This is a genomic window from Micromonospora sp. BRA006-A (assembly GCF_033433935.1).
Taxonomy (GTDB): Bacteria; Actinomycetota; Actinomycetes; order Mycobacteriales; family Micromonosporaceae; genus Micromonospora; species Micromonospora aurantiaca.
In genome coordinates this window covers 603,037-618,793 of the sequence record NZ_JANCLW010000001.1, presented here as the reverse complement: position 1 = coordinate 618,793, position 15,757 = coordinate 603,037, and the positions used below count along the sequence as shown (strand labels likewise).

The window sequence follows — 15,757 nt, the reverse complement described above, 5'->3', positions numbered from 1 at the left end:
CCGGTCAGGCGGGGTGTGGCTGGCGCAGGTGCGTGGTGAACCACGTACCGGCCTGGTCGGCCACCTGCTCCAGCGTGCCGGGCTCCTCGAACAGGTGTGTGGCACCGGGCACGATCCGCAGCTCGGCGACCTCGCCCAGCGCGTCCCGGGCCTGCTCGTTGAGTGCGATCACCTGCTCGTCCAGGCCGCCGACGAGCAGCAGCGTCGGTGCGCGTACCGCGGTCAGTGAGCTGCCCGCCAGATCGGGCCGGCCGCCCCGGGACACCACAGCGCCCACCCGGTCCGGCCGGGCCGCGGCGGCGACCAGCGCGGCGGCGGCGCCGGTGCTGGCGCCGAACAGTCCGATCGGGAGCCGTCCCAGCTCCGGGTCGGCGCCCATCCAGTCGACGATCCCGGCGAGGCGCTCGGCCAGCATGCCGATGTCGAAGCGCAGTTCGGCGGTGATCTCGTCCCGGGCCTCCTCGTCGGCGGTCAGCAGGTCGACGAGCATCGTGGCGAGCCCGCGCTCGTTGAGCGCGCGCCCGACGGCCATGTTGCGCGGGCTGTGCCGCGAGCTGCCGCTCCCGTGTGCGAACAGCACCACCCCACCGGCGTTGCCGGGCACGCTGACATCCCCGACGAGCCCTCCGTCCACCACAGGCACCGAAACCTCACGCATATCCCTCCACCCCCGCCCACCTGATACCCCCCAGCCGAACGATCATGAAGTTGACGGCCCAGAAAGCGCTTCCCCACCCCGCCAACTTCATGATCACGCCATCCGGGCAAGACCACGGGGAGATCTTGGTACGAAATGACCCCTGGAGGGACCCCTGGAGGGGCCGTTTCGTACCAAGACCCGCGAGGGACGCCGCCCCAGCCCCGCCGGACCCCGCCCCTGACGGGGTTGATCATGAGGTTGGCCGCAGATTTGGAGATCCACAACGCCGTCAACTTCATGATCGACGGGGACAGCAAGCGGGGACCCGGCGGGGACCCCCGCGCGGGGAGGCCGACGCGTGCGGGGTTGCGTTGACGTCGGCGGCAAGGTTTAGCGTCAGCCTGGCAGTGAGGGACGGGGGCGGCGGATGCGGATCGGGGAGCTGGCGCAGCGGGCCGGTACGAGCACTCGCACCCTGCGCTACTACGAGGCCCACGGCCTGGTCCGGCCGAGCCGGTCCGCCAACGGATACCGGGTCTACGACGAGGCGGAACTCCGTGTCGTCCGCGAGATCCGGTCCCTGCTGGCGATCGGCTTCGGCCTGGACGACATCCGCCCGTTCGTGGCCTGCCTGCGCGCCGGAAACGACTCCGGTGACGTCTGCCCCGATTCGGTGGTGGTGCTGCGGCGCAAGCTCGCCGAGGTGGACGACTACCTCGACCGGCTGGGCGACGTCCGCCGCCGGCTGCACGACCAGCTCGCCCACGCGATCGCCCAACGGGAGGAAACATGTCTCAGGACACGGGGACCGGCCGGCTGAATCCGGTCACCGACGACACCTTCGCGGCCACCGTGCTGGCCGCCGACCGGCCGGTGGTGGTGGACTTCTGGGCCGAGTGGTGCCCGCCGTGCCGGGTGGTGTCGAAGCACCTGGCAGAGCTGGCCGAGGAGTTCGGCGACGCGCTGCGCTTCGTCACCCTCAACACCGACGAGAACCCGGCCACCGCACGCGCGCACCGGATCATGTCCGCGCCGACCATGCTGGTGTTCCGGGGCGGCGAGGTGGTCGGCTCGATCGTCGGCTCCCGCCCCAAGGATCACCTGCGGCGCAGCTTCGCCCAGCACGTGGACCGCTGAGCCCTCGCCCGGACGGCTGAGCCCTCGCCCGGACGGTTGAGCCGCCGCCGGGCGGGAACGCGGCGGGGTGACCACGGACCCCGACCGATCGCGAGGATCGTCATGGCGAAACAGGACAGGTCCCGGGAACAGGAACTCACCGACCAGGAACGCCGCAAGCAGGAGCTGAAGGACTCGCCGGACTGGGCCGACCGCGCCTCGACGGCGCGGACGTCCGACGATCCGCGGGCCACGGCGCCGCGCGACGCCGGCGGGCGTCCGTCGAACGGCCGCCAGTTCTGAGGTACGCGTACCGAGCGGTCCCGCCCTTCGTGGCGGGGCCGCTCAGTCCGTGCGTTCCGGCAGGTGCATCAGCGGCGCGCGGCCCTGCGGCTGCTCCGGCTGCGGCCCGCTCGGGTGTGCCGGCGGCGGCACCGCCACGGTGACCGGCCGCGCGGAGGTGACCCGCAGCGGCTCACCGTGGTGCCGCAGCTCGACGACGGTGTCCGGCCCGCCGTTGCGCAGCGAGTACGTCGTCTGGTGCGGCCGGACGTCGACGCGCAGCCGCATCCCGTGCCACTGGAGCGAGAACTCCAGGCGGCTGAGGCGGCTGGAGAGCCGGGGTGCGAAGGAGAGCATCCCGTCGTGGTCCCGCAGCCCGCCGAACCCGGCGACGAGCGCGATCCAGGCCCCTGCGAGTGACGCCATGTGCACGCCGTCGCGGGTGTTCTCGTTGAGGTCGTGCAGGTCCATCAGCGCGGCCTCGCGCATGTAGCGGTGGGCCAGTTCGAGGTAGCCGACCTCGGCCGCCAGCACCGCCTGGGTGCAGGCGCTCAGCGAAGAGTCGCGTACGGTGCGCCGCTCGTAGTAGACGAAGTTGCGTAGTTTCTCGGCGGCGCTGAACGCGTCGCCCCGCCAGTGCATGGCGAGCACCAGGTCGGCCTGCTTGACGACCTGCTTGCGGTAGAGGTCGAAGTACGGGTAGTGCAGCAGCAGCGGGTACTTCTCCGGCGGCGTGTGCTCGAAGTCCCACTCCTGGAAGCGGGTGAATCCCTCCACCTGCTCGTGCACGTCGGTCTCCGCGTCGTACGGGACGTGCATGTCGTTTGCGGCGTCCCGCCAGGCGGCGGCTTCCTCCTCGGTGACGCCGAGGTCGAGCGCCTGGTCCCGGTAGCGCATCGCGCAGTCCGCGGCGGTACGCAGGTTCCGCTGGGCCATCAGGTTGGTGTAGACGTTGTCGTTCTTCACCGCCGTGTACTCGTCCGGGCCGGTGACGCCGTCGATGTGGAACCGGCCGGCGCGGTCGTGGTGGCCAAGCGAGCGCCACAGCCGGGCGGTCTCGACGAGCAGTTCCAGCCCGATCTCCCGTTCCAGCGCCTCGTCGCCGGTGACGAGCACGTAGCGGCGCAGCGCGTCGGCGACGTCGGCGGCGATGTGGAACGCGGCGGTGCCGGCGGGCCAGTACGCCGACGACTCCGGCCCCTCGATGGTGCGCCACGGGAAGGCGGCACCTTCGAGGTTCAGCGTGCGAGCGCGTTCCTGGGCCTGGGCCATCGTGTCGTACCGCCACTGCAACGCGTCGCGGACCGCGCTGGGCTGGGTGTAGGTGAGCACCGGCAGCACGAACATCTCGGTGTCCCAGAACGCGTGGCCGTCGTACCCCGGGCCGGTCAGGCCCTTGGCCGAGATCGGCCGCCGTTCCGCGCGGGCGCCGGCCTGGAGGACGTGGAAGAGGCCGAACCGGACGGCCTGCTGCACCTCGGGGTCGCCTTCGACGCGCACGTCGGCGGCGTCCCAGAACGCGTCCAGGTATTCGCGCTGGGCCCGGCGCAGGCCGTCCCAGCCGTCGAGGCGGGCTGCGGCGAGCGCCGCGCCGACCTGGTCGCGCAGCGCCGGGAGAGACCGGCGGCTGGACCAGCCGTACGTGAGGTACTTGACCACCCGGAGCGTCTGGCCGGGCTTGAGCACGCAGCCGATGGTGGTGCGGACCCAGTCCTCGTACCCCTCGCTCTCGATCGTGGTGCGTTCGGGCCCGTCCACGTCGTGGCCCATCGCGGCGGCGACCCGCAGCCCGCTGACCTTGGTGCGGTGGATGAGCTGGCCGCCGTCGTCGGTGGTCAGCTCCTCCTCGGCCTGCAACGGCGACTCCAGGACGGCGGCGACCCGGGGGTCGCGGCTCTGCGGCGGCAGCGACTCGTTGGCGACCAGCTCGGACTGGAGGATCAGCCGCAGCGGCCCGTCGACCGGCTCGACCTCGTAGTGGATCGCCGCCACCGAGCGCTGGGTGAACGACACGAGGCGGGTGGTGCGGACCTTGACCTCGCGGCCGGCCGGGGAGCGCCAGTGCAGGTCCCGCTGGAGCGTGCCGGCGCGCATGTCGAGGACCCGCTCGTGGGCGAGGAGTTCGCCGTAGCGCACGTCGAGCGGCTCGTCGTCGACGAGCAGCCGGATCAGTTTGCCGTTCGTGACGTTGACGATGGTCTGCCCGGATTCGGGGAACCCGAAGCCGGCTTCCGCGTACGGCAGCGGGCGCAACTCGTAGAACGAGTTCAGGTAGGTGCCGGGCAGTCCGTGCGGCTCGCCCTCGTCGAGGTTGCCGCGCAGCCCGATGTGCCCGTTGGACAGCGCGAACACCGACTCGGACTGGGCCAGTACGTCCATGTCGAGCTGCATCTCCCGGACGTGCCAGGGCTCGACCGGGTACGCCCGTTCCCGGATCACGCGGCCGGCTCCGCCGCGAGCAGGTCGGCGAGGTCGGTGACCACCACGTCGGCGCCGTGCGCCAGCAGCTCGTCGGCTTGGCCGACCCGGTCGACGCCCACCACGTACCCGAATCCGCCGGCCCGACCGGCGGCGACGCCGGCGAGGGCGTCCTCGAAGACGGCGGCCTGCGACGGTTCGACGCCGAGCAGCCGGGCGCCTTCCAGGAACGTGTCCGGGGCCGGTTTGCCGCGCAGCCCGTTCGCGCGCGCGACCACGCCGTCCACCCGTGCCTCCAGCCAGCGGTCCAGTCCGGCGGCGTGCACCACGGCGGCGCAGTTGGCGCTGGCCGAGACGACAGCGCGGCGTAGTCCGGCCGTGGTGGCCGCCTCCAGGTAGCGCACCGAACCCTCGTACGCCTCGACGCCGTGGTGCTCGATCCGCTGGAGCAGGACGACGTTCTTGCGGTTGCCGAGGCCGTTGACGGTGTCCGCCTCGGGCGGGTCGTCCGGCGATCCCTCGGGCAGCGTGATGCCGCGCGAGGCCAGGAATGTGCGCACCCCGTCGGCGCGCGGTCTGCCGTCCACGTACCGGTTGTAGTCCGGTCCGGGGTCGAACGGGTGGAACGGCTCGCCGGTTTCCGCCGACCGCCGCCGCAGATACGCGTCGAACGTCTCCGCCCAGGCGGCGTTGTGCACCTTGGCGGTCTGCGTCAGCACACCGTCCAGATCGAAGAGACACGCGCTCACGTGCGCGGGGAGGCCCAGCATCGCTTGAATCTATCCAGCGCTCGCTCCGGGCAAACCCCGTTCGGGGCTCAGCGGTTCGGGCGGAGCGTCCAGATGACGGTGAGCGAGGAGGTGAGCGTGCCGTCCTCGGTGTGGACCTCCACCTCGACCGGGAACTCCGGCCGCCGTCCGGCGTCCAGCTCGGCCAGTACCTCGGCGGGTACGCCGCCGAGCCGCGCCGTCGCCAGCACCGGCCCCATCGCCACCTTGAGGTAGCGGATGGTCGCGGTCACGGCCAGGGGTACGGCCCGGTCGAGCACCTGCCCGAACGCGGCCAGCACAACCGCACCCGAGGCGGTCTCCCCCAGCGTGAACATGGCCCCGGCGTGCGGGCCGCCCACGTGGTTGTGGTGCGCCGGGTCGTCGGGGAGCCGGACCACGGCCCGGACCCCGCCCTCGGCCTCGGGCGCCACCTCGACGAACTCGATTCCGAGCGTGCGGGCGAACGGCACGGCGTCGAGGAGACCGGCCGCCACCTGGCGAGAGTCGATGCTCATGCCCGAACGCTACTCGCCAGTAACAACCCCGGCAAGACGCCGAGCCGCGCTGGCCTAATGTCACTAACTAAGCGACATCCACGCCTCCTGCCGCTAGGCTTGTCTCTTATTAAGAGACAATGGGACATGAGATGATCTACGCCACCCCAGAACTCAGCGGCCACGACGAGACCGTGCTGGCCGAGGTGCACGACATGCGTCGCGTGCTCGCCGATGTCCTGCGCAGTCCTCGCCGGTGGACCGGTGGCCTCCGGCGCACGATGTTGGCCCGCGCGATTCTCGGCTCCAACAGCATCGAGGGCTACGTGGTCGCCGAGGACGACGCCGCCGCCGCGCTGGACGGCGAGGAGCCGCTGAGCGCCGACGACAGAACCTTCGCCGAGATCCGGGGTTATCGGCAGGCCCTGGGATACGTGCTGCAAACCGCCGGGGATCCGCACTTCCGCTTCGAGACGTCGGTGATCCGCAGCATGCACTACATGATGCTCTCGCACGATCTGGGCAAGAGCCCGGGGCAATATCGCAAGGGCCCGATCTACGTGCACGATGAGCGGACCGATGAGCGGGTGTACGAGGGCGCGGACGCCGACCACGTGCCTCACCTCATGGAGGAACTGACCGAAGATCTACGGTCGGACGTCACCGCCTCCCCGCTCGTCAAGGCAGCCATGGCGCATCTGAACCTGGTGATGATCCATCCGTTCCGTGACGGCAACGGACGGATGGCACGCGCCCTTCAGACGCTGGTGCTCTCCCGCCGCGCGATCGTCGAGCCGGCCTTCTCCAGCATCGAGGAATGGCTGGGCAGCAACACCGAGGACTACTATCGAGTGCTGGCGGTCACCGGGCGTGGCCGCTGGAACCCTGAGGGTTCGGCGCACCTCTGGGTGTCGTTCAACCTGCGCGCCCATCACATGCAGGCGCAGACCGTCGCGCGCCGCTTCGATGAGGCGTCCGGCATCTGGTCGGAGTTGGACGCGATCGTTGCCGAGAAGAGGCTCCCTGAGCGGGTGACCGATCTGCTCTACGAGGCAGTCCTGGGCTACCGCATCCGTCGCTCCGGGTACGTCAAACTCGCCGATGTCGAGGACAGGACCGCAACTCGGGATCTGGCCAACCTTGTCGAGCAGGGCCTGCTGGAAGCACGCGGTGAGCGGCGGGGAAGGCATTACGTCGCCGGCCCCATGCTGGTCGTGGTGCGGGAACGGGTCCACGCTCAGCGCAAGCCGATCAGCGACCCCTATCCGGCCATGCCGGTCGTTCTCGCGACCGAGGCTGCCAATTCGACCAGCTCAGGTGAGCGGTTGTAACCGAGGTCCATGTCACCGCGCTGTCCGGCCCGGTGGATCAGCTCAGCGGCGTTTCGGAGGCTGCCGACTCCGGGTAGCGAGTGGCCCATGAACCGCGATCTCGCGCGCGGGCTGACGGTGGCGTGGGCGCTGCCGGAGTTCCGCGACGGGCTGCGTCACCTCGTCGACCTCGATGAGGTGACAATGCTGCTGGCCGCGCTGTCCCTTCCGGACCGCGACCGCGAGGTCGAGCGGAGCGCGCTGGGCCTGCTGCGGTCCGGACTCGACAGCACCGAGGTCCGGGAGGCGGTGTTGCTGTTGCTGGAGCGGGACACCGTACGCCGGCCGCTCGTCGCCGCGGCGGTGGAGCCGCTCGCCGACCGGCCCGGCCTGGTCACCGCCGTCACGTCCGCGGCCGAGGATCCCCGGGTACGCCACGAGGTACGGGCGATGCTGGACAGCGCCGGCGTACGCGAGCTGATCTGGCGAGCGGTCGACGACCAGGTGAGCGACAACCGGTTCGGGCTGATCCGCCGGGCGGCGGTGCTGTTCGTCAGGCACCCCAGCGCACGGCGCCTGGGGTGGGCGCTCCGCCGGCACGGCGTGCTCCGCGAACTGCGTCACAAGACGTGATCCGGGGCCGCCTGAGCAGCCGGTTCCCGTCGACCCGTCGAACCCGTCAGCTCCGGGGAGCGGGGCCCGCGAAGCGCCGGCGCAGCCACCGGGGCAGGCGACGCCGCGGGGCGAAGATCGCCACGTCACTGGCGGCGTCCCCCGCGTATCCGCGTATCTCGTACCCGTGCAGGACCGTACGGTCCTCCAGGGCCCGGCGCAGGTGAGCGACCGAGTCCGCATCGATCCGGCCGTGCAGACGGGCGTAGTGGCCGAGGGACTGTAGTGCGTTGGCGCGGGTCTGCGCGCTCACCGACGTGAGCGCCCGCTTGATCCGGGGCAGCACGACGTCGGGTTCGGGATGGTTGAGCACGAGGGTCAGAAGCGCCACCCCGGCGTACGGATCATCCCGGCGCAGAGCGTCGTCGACGATCTCCGGCCGGTCGATCGCGTCGATCCAACTTCGCATCGACCAGCGCGGGGTGCCGGACACCTCTCCGTCGTCGCGGACCCGTGCCGGGCCGGCCCCCGACATCGTGGCCGTCACTCGTATCCCATCGCGGGGATGATCTCTCCCAGTTCCCGCTCGACGTACGCGCGCGTGTCCGCGTCGAACTGGTCGTCGCGGTGCGCGAGCTTGTCCGCCTGGAACGTCGACGCGGTGACGGCGTCCTCGACGCCGAGCCGCTCGAACAGGGCCCGCCGCTGCCCGGGCCAGTCGGCCGCCAGGTCCTCCGCCTTGACCTCGATGTATCGCCGGTCCGTCAGGTCGGCCGCGTTCCTCCAGGCCAGCCACCTGTCATAGACCGGCAGCAGGTAGGCCAGCGCACCGTCGACCGTGGACGGCGCCCACGGCTGGGCCAGGTGGGAGGCGAGCACCGAGAGCGGGTGACGCTTGATGTGCACGATCGTCGCCTCGGGCGACAATTCCCACAGGAAGTCCATGGAGAACAGGTTGAACGGCGTCTTCTCGCACCAGGTCGGCTTGCCCGCGTCGGCCGCCGCCCCGCCGAACAGGGTGTCGACCAGGCCCCGCAGGACGCCGATCAGTTCGCTCCGGTCACGGAAGTACCTCGGGACGACCCGCCGTCGGCTGGCCGGCCCGAACGGCCCGGCGGGCCGGTCGCCGTCGCCGAAGCCCTCCGCGGGCGCGGGCTCTTCGAAGGCGTGCGCGATGACCTGCGGCCAGAGCCGGTGTACAGCATCCCGGTAGCGCCGCTCGCCGACCAGCTCGGGCACGGTCTTGCCACGATCGTCACGCCGCCCGGGCACGCGTACGGTGAGGAAGTCGCTCAGCCGGTGCAGCGCGTCCTCACCGACGATGGGGTCGTACCGGTCGGTGAGCGCGTCGGCCAGGTCCCGCAGACCGCCCGGTTCGACGAGGAACTTGGTCTCCATCGGGATCCGGTGGATCAGCGGATGCTGGCCGATGAGGTCGGCGATCCGCGACGTGCCCGAACGGCCCGTGCCCGCGACGAAGACCGGTGAGGGGGACGGCATGGACGGCAGTCAAACTCCCGGCCCGGCGCAGGGGCAATCCAATTATCCCCGCCGGGATCACCTGATCGGCCTCCTGGCCGACGCGGTCGGGTCCGTCGCCGTCGCGCACCCGACGCGGGTCGCCGTCGACGGGCCGCCCGCGGCCGGAAAGACCACGCTCGCCGACGAGCTGGCCGCCGTCCTGCGCGCCCGCGGCCGGTACGTCATTCGGGCGACGGTCGACGACTTCCTCTTCCCCCGGGCACGGCGCTACCGACGCGGCGAGTTCTCGGCCGAGGGCTGCTACGTCGACACCCACGACCACGGGACGCTCAAGCGGGTGCTGCTCGATCCGCTCGGCCCGGGCGGCGACCGGCGCTTCCGGCACACGGTCTACGACCACGCCACCGACGAGGTGCTGTCCCCGCCGCTCACCACCGCTCCCGCCGACGCCGTGCTGGTGTTCGACGGCGTCTTCCTCCTGCGCCCGGAACTGCTCGACCGGTGGGAGCTGCGCGTCTTCGTGTCCACCGCGCTCGACAAGACGGTGGATCGTGCCGTGATCCGCGAGAGCCGCGCGTGTCAACGAGAGCCGACGTGGAACGGCGCTGGCGGGAGCGTTACCTGCCCGCCCAGCGGCTCTACTTCGCCACGGCCCGTCCGGCCGAGCACGCCCATGTCGTCGTGCACAACGACGATCCCCGGCAGCCGATCTGGGAGACCCGGACCCACCCGGGTGGCAGGCTGGCAATCATGGACAGGAATCGGGTGGCCGCCTGGATCGCGGCGTACGAGCAGGCGTGGCGCACACCGGGAACGGCGGCGCTGGGCACGATGTTCACGGCCGACGCGACCTATCGGCAGGGGCCGTACCGGGATCCGGTCGTCGGCCTGCCCGCCATCACCCGCATGTGGGACGGCGAGCGCGACGGACCCGACGAGGTCTTCGAGATGACATCGGAGATCGTCGCGGTCGATGGCGACACCGCTGTGGCACGCGTGCAGGTCCGGTACGGCGACCCCGTCCACCAGGAGTGGCGCGATCTCTGGATCATGCGGTTCGCCGAGGACGGCCGGTGCCTGTCGTTCGAGGAGTGGCCGTTCGCGCCGGAGAAGCGGGCCGCCACCGCCGGGTGACGCCGGGCGCCGTTGCCTAAGCCCGCTTGGTGTACGCGACGAACGCCGCCCAGCTCGACGGCGTGAACGTCAGCGCCGGCCCCTGCCGGTCCTTGCTGTCCCGCACCCCAACCACGCCGGGCAGGTTGTCCGCCACCTCGACGCAATTGCCGGAATTGCCGCTGCTGCGGGTGCTCTTGCGCCAGATCGCGCCGGTCAACTCCATCGCTTCGCCGCCTCCGAGATCGCCGCCAGGGTCGCCCCGTGCGGCATCGCCTCCGCGCGGACGGACTCCCAGGTCTGCCGCAGCGAGTTTACGTCCACCGTCCGCTCCACAATCGTGCCGTGCAACTGGTTATCGAGGTAGCCCACGTCGTCGCCGTCGGCCGGGGTGGCGAGCACGAAAGCGCCGTTGAGCCCCGGATAGGCACCGACCGTCTCCGGCACCAGGTGCAGGTGCACCCGCGGTCGGCGGCCCATCTCGACCAGATGCTCCAACTGCTCCCGCATCACCTTCGGCCCGCCGACCGCACGGCTCAGGACCGAATGGTCGAGCACCGCCACGAATTGGGGCGGCGCGGGGCGGTCCAGCACCGGCTGGCGGGCCAGGCGCGCGGCCACCTGCTGCTCCATCGCTTCACCGACGAGTGGGCTCGCGCCCTCGTGCAGCGCACGGATGTACTCCTCGGTCTGCAACAACCCCGGAACAACAAGCGGCTCGAAGCTACGCAGTGAGGCAGCCTCCTGCTCGATGCTCACCCACTCGCGGAACCACGGCATCAGCGCCTCCTGCATCAGCGCGTCCCGGATCCGCACCAGCAGGCCGCCGCCGTTCAGCACCTCGTCGCAGCGCTCGGTGAACTCGGCGCGCGGCGCCCGGCGGCACTGCTCGACGGCCGCCACCAGCGACGCCGAATAGCTCACCCGCTCACCCAGCGCCTCCTGGGTCAGCCCGGCATCGGTACGTAACCGGCGCAGCTCACCGGCGAACAGTTCCCACAACGGCACACGGATCATCTGCACACCTCTGCACACGGCTGCACACGGAAATCGGCCGGTCGGACGGCCGGGAAGGTGGGGGCGGAACGCCTTCCGACCCTAGCGGCGCGGTGACGAGACTGTCACGCAGTGGAGCCGAATTCGTCCGGTTCCCGCTACCGAGAGGAGTTGCGCCGTGCGACTGCGCTGGTTCCGCTGCCGGGGTGCGTCGGCACCGACACTGCCCCACCGGGTACGGGGCGACAACCTGCCGGAGTGGATGCGGCAGCCCACGCGTCCACTGCCGACGATGGGCCCCGGCCGGGTCGGCAACCTCACCCCGGCCCAGCAGTGGCGGGCGAACGGCGGTCGCTGGTCCGTACCGGAGCAGCGCGGGAACGGCGCCGGCCGGTGGCCCGCCTCCGAGCAGCGGCCCGCCGACGACTGTCACCCCGAGCAGCGCGGGAACGGCGGCCACCACGAGGAGCGCCGGTGATCAGCCACCAGCTCGGGCAGCCGCCGGACGGGCCCACGCCGGATCGCCCCCGGCCGTACCCGTTGCACGCCACCCCGCACACGCCGCTGCGTCCGATGTGGTGCTGTCGGGCCTGCGGCCAGCCGTGGCCGTGCCCGATGGCCCGCCTGCTGCTGCGCAGCGAGTACGAGGACAACCGGATCGGGTTGTCCATCTACCTGTGCGGGCTGCTGTACGAGGCCACGCGCGACCTCTACCGGCTGAACCCGAACGACGCGCCGGCCCCGGCCGACATGTTCGCTCGCTTCGTCGGCTGGGGCCCGTACCGCCGTCACCCGCCCGTCCCTCCGGGCGGTGACTGTTAATAAGGGGCCCTTGCTCTACCGGAGGCGTTAATAGGGTGCCCCTCCTTTCACCGCCAGCCCACGTCGATGCGGTCGCCTCGCTCGTCGAAGAAGTGCAGCGCGTCCATCCGTACCTGCACGGCGAGCGGGTGCCCGGGCGACACCTGCGGGTACGGCGCGAGCCGTACCGCCAGTTCCGCCGGACGACGGTGGTGGCGGCCCGGGTCGGGCAGCACGCTCGTGCGGTTGCCGCCGCCCCCGCCCGCCTCCGGGGACGGAGCCGACGACTCCGTCGCGCGGCCGGTGAGCCGCTGCATCACCTGGTTGAACCGGCGCAGGCCGCGCTGGCCCGGTGCGGCCTGCTCGACCGGCGTGCCCATCTCGTCCACCACGATCGCGGTCGCGCCGATGTCGAGGAACGCGAGCGACTCGTGACCGTGGTGCTCCAGGTAGCGGATACGCCCGTGCAGCACGTCACCGGCGGTGTCCGGGGCGACCGGGGTGAGCGCCTCGGCGCGCATGCCGACCACGATCCGCTCACCGTGGTAGTGCGCCACCGCCCGGCTGCGGATGTCATCCCAGGGCAGGTAGAGCGACTGCTCACCGAGGTTCAGCGCGACGTACCGGTCGAGGTGGACGTAGACCGACGCCTCCAGAAGGTTCATCCGGGGGCTGCCCAGGAACGCGGCGACGTAGAGCGTCGCGGGCCGGCCGTACACCTGGGTGGGGGTGCCCACATCCTGGAGCACGCCCTTGCGCATGATGGCGACCCGGTCGGCCATGGTCAGCGCCTCGGCCTGGTCGTGGGTCACGTAGATGGTGGTGACGCCCAGTTCGCGGGTGAGGCCGGAGATCTCCGCCCGCAGCTCGGCGCGCAGCCCGCTGTCCAGGTTCGACAGTGGCTCGTCCATCAGGAACAGGCCGGGCCGGCGCACTATCGCCCGCCCCATCGCGACCCGCTGCCGCTGGCCGCCGGAGAGCTGGCTGGGCTTGCGCCCCAGCACGTCGCCGATGCCGAGCGCGCTCGCCACGTCCTGGATCCGCTCGCCGCGCGGGCCGGGCTCGACGCCGCTCAGGCGCAGCGGGAAGCCGATGTTGTCACCGACAGTCATGTGCGGATAGAGCGCGAAGTCCTGGAAGACCATGGCGATCTTCCGGTCGCGCGGTGGCAGGTCGTTCGCCAGCTCACCGCCGAGCATGATCGCGCCGGAGGACGGATCCTCCAGCCCGGCGACCATGCGCAGCACTGTCGATTTCCCGCAGCCCGACGGGCCGAGCAGCACCATGAACTCGCCGTCGTTGACGTCCAGATTGATGGTGTCGACCGCGACTGTTCCGTCCGGGAACACCTTGGTGACATCCTTGAGCGCGACGGTCGCCACCGTCACCTCCCCAGTTCCTCGCCCCAAACCCGGGAATGACTGTGACCAGGATCATCTGATTCGCACATCGGGTAAACGTGCCATGTTCGGCTCGTGACAGTCCTATTAAGCGGTATTCGCCGGGCCCCGCAGTTAAGTGACCTGCCGGTAACCACTTTTACGGCGTTTCGCCGAGGAACACCCGGCGTACCACGCGCTCGGCGGCGTGCCCGTCGTCGAGCGTGCAGAACCGCGACCGGAACGCCGCCCGGGCCGACTCGGCCGCCTCGTCGTCGACCGCGCCGGAACGGAACACGTCGAGCAGCCCGGGGAAGTCCAGCGCGACGGTGCCCGGCGGCTCGGCCAGGAGGTCGAAGTAGACGCCCCGGGCCACCCGGTAGGCGTCCCAGTCCGGCGCGTAGACCACTATCGGCCGGTCCAGCACCGCGTAGTCGAACATCGCCGAGGAATAGTCGGTGACCAGCACGTCCGCCGCCAGGTAGAGGTCCTCCACCCGCTCGTACGCGCTCACGTCCAGCACGCCGCCCGCCGCCGGTCCCCGGGGATGCCGCTCCCGGTCGTGGAAGTAGTGGCTGCGCATCAGCAGCCGGCCCCGGGGCCCGAGCACGTCGAGCATCCGGTCCGGGTCGAACGGCGGCCGCCACCCGGGCAGGTGCTCGCGGTGCGTCGGCGCGTAGAGCACCACGTACTCGTCGGGTGCGATGCCCAGCGCGGCGCGGACCTGGCCGCGGTCCTCGGCGGTGGCCAGTGCCAGCCGGTCGTTGCGCGGGTAGCCGACCTCGAGCGTGGTGTAGTCCGCCGGGTACGCCCGCTCCCACATCTGCGTGGAGAAGCTGTTCGAGGTGATGCTGTAGTCCCAGCGGTCGACGCGGCGCAGCAGGCCGGCGAAGTTCATCCCCATCGCGCCCACCGGGTAGCGCTGCTGGTCCAGGCCCATCACCTTCACCGGCGTGCCGTGGTGGGTCTGCACGTGCACCGAGCCGGGCCGCTTGCGGACGAAGTCCGGGAAGTTGACGTTGTTGACGAGCCAGCGGGCGCGGGCCAGCACGCGGTGGTACTCGCGGCTGCCGGCCACCACGTACTCGACGCCCGGTGGCAACGTGGCCACCCGGTCGCGGCGGACGATCCACACGCCGCGCACCTGCGGCGCGAGCCGTCGGGCCGCCTCGTAGATCGCCGCCGGGTTGCACGAGTAGCCCCGGTACCAGTAGGCCGCGTACACGGCGAGCGTCGGGTCGATCGGCCGGTGCAGCTCGGCCCGGTAGTACTCGCCCAGTGCCAGGTCACGGGCCCGCCGGGCGGTACGCCGCACCACCGGCGTCACCCGTCGCCGCGCCCGCCGCGCGGTACGCCGGGCCGTCTCCCCCGCCTGGTGCGCCTCGCGCAACGCGCTGAACGTCCGCCAGCGCCCGGCCGCCACCAGCCGGTGCTTGAGCCCTTCCGGGCCGGGCGGGACCGGGTAGCCCTCGGGCGGCAGGAACCGCACGTAGTCGGCGTGCATCTGGGCGAAGAACGGTGCCCGCAGCTCGGGCGCGATCCGGGCGCCGTTGCCGAGCACCGTGAGGTAGTGCCAGATCATCCGCTCGAAGACGGCCGGTCGCAGCCCGGTCACGTGCCAGCGGTCCATCAGCCCGAACACGCGGTGCCACTGGGCGAAGACCTCGAAGTGCCGGTCCCCCCGGGTCTTCGTGATCGCGCCGGTGCGGCGCTGCCGGTAGTTCAGGCAGATCCGGTCGAGTACGCCGATCCGCCCGGCCGCCATCAGCGCCGGATAGCTGAACGAGACGTCCTCGTACCAGCCCGGCTCGAAACGCAGCCCGCGTTCGAGCAGGAACTCCCGGCGCACCACCCGGTTCCACGCGGTGTGCAGCAGCTTCAGCGTCTCCGGCCGGTCCCGCAGCGTGAACGTCGTGGCGCCGGGCGGGTCGGGGAACACGTCACGCATCGCGCTGCGGGTGCCGATGTTGTTCCAGTGCGCCCGGACGTGGTCGACGATCAGCACGTCCGGCGCGGTGTCGCGGAGCCGGTCCGCGACGTGCGGCAGGCAGCCGGGCACCAGCCAGTCGTCCCCGTCGACGAACCACACGTATTCGCCGACGGCCCGGTCCAGCCCGATGTTGCGGGCCGGACCGAGCCCGACGTTCTCGGCGAGGCGTACCGGGCGGACCCGGGGGTCGCGCAGCGCGTACTCGGCCAGGATCTCGCCGCTGTCGTCCGGGGAGGCGTCGTCGACCCCGATCACCTCGATGTCGCCGAACGGCTGGTCGAGGATCGAGTCGAGACATTCCCGCAGGTAGCCCTGCACCTTGAAGGCCGGCACGACGAAGCTGATCAAGGTCAC

The 15,757-nt window shown here is 71.3% G+C and carries 18 protein-coding genes and 1 pseudogene; 9 read left to right on the top strand and 10 right to left on the bottom strand.

What is annotated here, in order from left to right; all coding sequences use genetic code 11:
- Positions 1-4: 4 nt before the first annotated feature.
- Positions 5-658: a dienelactone hydrolase family protein gene (locus NMK34_RS03095; protein ID WP_318332111.1), complete on the bottom strand. Its 654-nt coding sequence runs from the start codon at positions 656-658 to the stop codon at positions 5-7.
- Positions 659-1,067: 409 nt separating this feature from the next.
- Here NMK34_RS03095 and NMK34_RS03090 point away from each other — a divergent pair, with 409 nt between their 5' ends.
- From NMK34_RS03090 to NMK34_RS03080, 3 genes are all read left to right on the top strand, one after another.
- On the top strand, positions 1,068-1,460 hold the full coding sequence (locus NMK34_RS03090) for a MerR family transcriptional regulator (protein WP_318332110.1): 393 nt from the start codon (positions 1,068-1,070) through the stop codon (positions 1,458-1,460).
- The gene (gene trxA, locus NMK34_RS03085; protein ID WP_318332109.1) at positions 1,430-1,777 is read left to right on the top strand and encodes a thioredoxin; all 348 of its coding nucleotides are present in this window, start codon (positions 1,430-1,432) and stop codon (positions 1,775-1,777) included. Before NMK34_RS03090 ends, trxA begins: the two co-directional genes overlap by 31 nt.
- A gap of 102 nt (positions 1,778-1,879) precedes the next feature.
- On the top strand, positions 1,880-2,059 hold the full coding sequence (locus tag NMK34_RS03080; protein WP_071097001.1) for a hypothetical protein: 180 nt from the start codon (positions 1,880-1,882) through the stop codon (positions 2,057-2,059).
- A 42-nt stretch (positions 2,060-2,101) separates the two neighbouring features.
- Here the strand turns inward: NMK34_RS03080 and NMK34_RS03075 are convergent, their stop codons facing one another.
- The 3 genes from NMK34_RS03075 to NMK34_RS03065 are packed head-to-tail and all read right to left on the bottom strand — an operon-like array spanning position 2,102 to position 5,741.
- Positions 2,102-4,477, bottom strand: coding sequence for a glycoside hydrolase family 65 protein (locus NMK34_RS03075; RefSeq protein WP_318332108.1), 2,376 nt, complete (start codon positions 4,475-4,477; stop codon positions 2,102-2,104).
- Positions 4,474-5,226 carry a beta-phosphoglucomutase family hydrolase gene (locus tag NMK34_RS03070; protein ID WP_318332107.1) on the bottom strand — a complete coding sequence of 251 codons (753 nt, stop codon included), beginning with the start codon at positions 5,224-5,226 and terminating at the stop codon, positions 4,474-4,476. Before NMK34_RS03070 ends, NMK34_RS03075 begins: the two co-directional genes overlap by 4 nt.
- 47 nt (positions 5,227-5,273) lie before the next feature.
- Positions 5,274-5,741 (bottom strand): DUF4442 domain-containing protein, encoded by a 468-nt coding sequence (locus NMK34_RS03065; protein WP_262015889.1) that lies wholly within the window; start codon positions 5,739-5,741, stop codon positions 5,274-5,276.
- A 131-nt stretch (positions 5,742-5,872) separates the two neighbouring features.
- On the opposite strand from NMK34_RS03065, the gene NMK34_RS03060 reads away from it, so the two are divergent.
- Together NMK34_RS03060 and NMK34_RS03055 are read left to right on the top strand one after the other, a co-directional pair.
- Complete coding sequence (locus NMK34_RS03060) at positions 5,873-7,051, top strand: Fic family protein (protein ID WP_318332106.1); 1,179 nt, start codon at positions 5,873-5,875, stop codon at positions 7,049-7,051.
- Positions 7,052-7,138: 87 nt separating this feature from the next.
- Positions 7,139-7,663 (top strand): hypothetical protein, encoded by a 525-nt coding sequence (locus NMK34_RS03055; protein ID WP_318332105.1) that lies wholly within the window; start codon positions 7,139-7,141, stop codon positions 7,661-7,663.
- A 46-nt stretch (positions 7,664-7,709) separates the two neighbouring features.
- Here the strand turns inward: NMK34_RS03055 and NMK34_RS03050 are convergent, their stop codons facing one another.
- Together NMK34_RS03050 and NMK34_RS03045 are read right to left on the bottom strand one after the other, a co-directional pair.
- Positions 7,710-8,189 (bottom strand): hypothetical protein, encoded by a 480-nt coding sequence (locus NMK34_RS03050; protein ID WP_318332104.1) that lies wholly within the window; start codon positions 8,187-8,189, stop codon positions 7,710-7,712.
- Complete coding sequence (locus NMK34_RS03045; protein ID WP_318332103.1) at positions 8,186-9,142, bottom strand: sulfotransferase; 957 nt, start codon at positions 9,140-9,142, stop codon at positions 8,186-8,188. Before NMK34_RS03045 ends, NMK34_RS03050 begins: the two co-directional genes overlap by 4 nt.
- Between NMK34_RS03045 and NMK34_RS03040 the strand changes: the two are divergent.
- Together NMK34_RS03040 and NMK34_RS03035 are read left to right on the top strand one after the other, a co-directional pair.
- Positions 9,141-9,847 (top strand): annotated as a pseudogene (locus NMK34_RS03040) (hypothetical protein); the annotation flags it as partial. The gene NMK34_RS03045 and the pseudogene NMK34_RS03040 sit on opposite strands and share 2 nt — an antisense overlap.
- Positions 9,848-9,874: 27 nt before the next feature.
- Positions 9,875-10,258: a nuclear transport factor 2 family protein gene (locus NMK34_RS03035; RefSeq protein ID WP_318336261.1), complete on the top strand. Its 384-nt coding sequence runs from the start codon at positions 9,875-9,877 to the stop codon at positions 10,256-10,258.
- Positions 10,259-10,274: 16 nt separating this feature from the next.
- Here NMK34_RS03035 and NMK34_RS03030 read toward each other — a convergent pair whose 3' ends face one another.
- Both NMK34_RS03030 and NMK34_RS03025 read right to left on the bottom strand, forming a co-directional pair.
- On the bottom strand, positions 10,275-10,463 hold the full coding sequence (locus NMK34_RS03030) for a DUF397 domain-containing protein (protein ID WP_318332102.1): 189 nt from the start codon (positions 10,461-10,463) through the stop codon (positions 10,275-10,277).
- Entirely contained in the window at positions 10,454-11,254 is an 801-nt protein-coding gene (locus NMK34_RS03025) for a helix-turn-helix domain-containing protein (protein WP_151012868.1), read from the bottom strand. Before NMK34_RS03025 ends, NMK34_RS03030 begins: the two co-directional genes overlap by 10 nt.
- Positions 11,255-11,411: 157 nt before the next feature.
- Here NMK34_RS03025 and NMK34_RS03020 point away from each other — a divergent pair, with 157 nt between their 5' ends.
- Together NMK34_RS03020 and NMK34_RS03015 are read left to right on the top strand one after the other, a co-directional pair.
- The gene (locus NMK34_RS03020; RefSeq protein WP_318332101.1) at positions 11,412-11,711 is read left to right on the top strand and encodes a hypothetical protein; all 300 of its coding nucleotides are present in this window, start codon (positions 11,412-11,414) and stop codon (positions 11,709-11,711) included.
- On the top strand, positions 11,708-12,055 hold the full coding sequence (locus NMK34_RS03015) for a hypothetical protein (protein WP_318332100.1): 348 nt from the start codon (positions 11,708-11,710) through the stop codon (positions 12,053-12,055). Before NMK34_RS03020 ends, NMK34_RS03015 begins: the two co-directional genes overlap by 4 nt.
- 47 nt (positions 12,056-12,102) lie before the next feature.
- Here NMK34_RS03015 and NMK34_RS03010 read toward each other — a convergent pair whose 3' ends face one another.
- Positions 12,103-13,416, bottom strand: a complete 1,314-nt coding sequence (locus tag NMK34_RS03010; protein ID WP_318336260.1) for an ABC transporter ATP-binding protein — start codon at positions 13,414-13,416, stop codon at positions 12,103-12,105.
- A gap of 157 nt (positions 13,417-13,573) precedes the next feature.
- Positions 13,574-15,757 carry a bifunctional glycosyltransferase family 2 protein/CDP-glycerol:glycerophosphate glycerophosphotransferase gene (locus NMK34_RS03005; protein ID WP_318332099.1) on the bottom strand — a complete coding sequence of 728 codons (2,184 nt, stop codon included), beginning with the start codon at positions 15,755-15,757 and terminating at the stop codon, positions 13,574-13,576.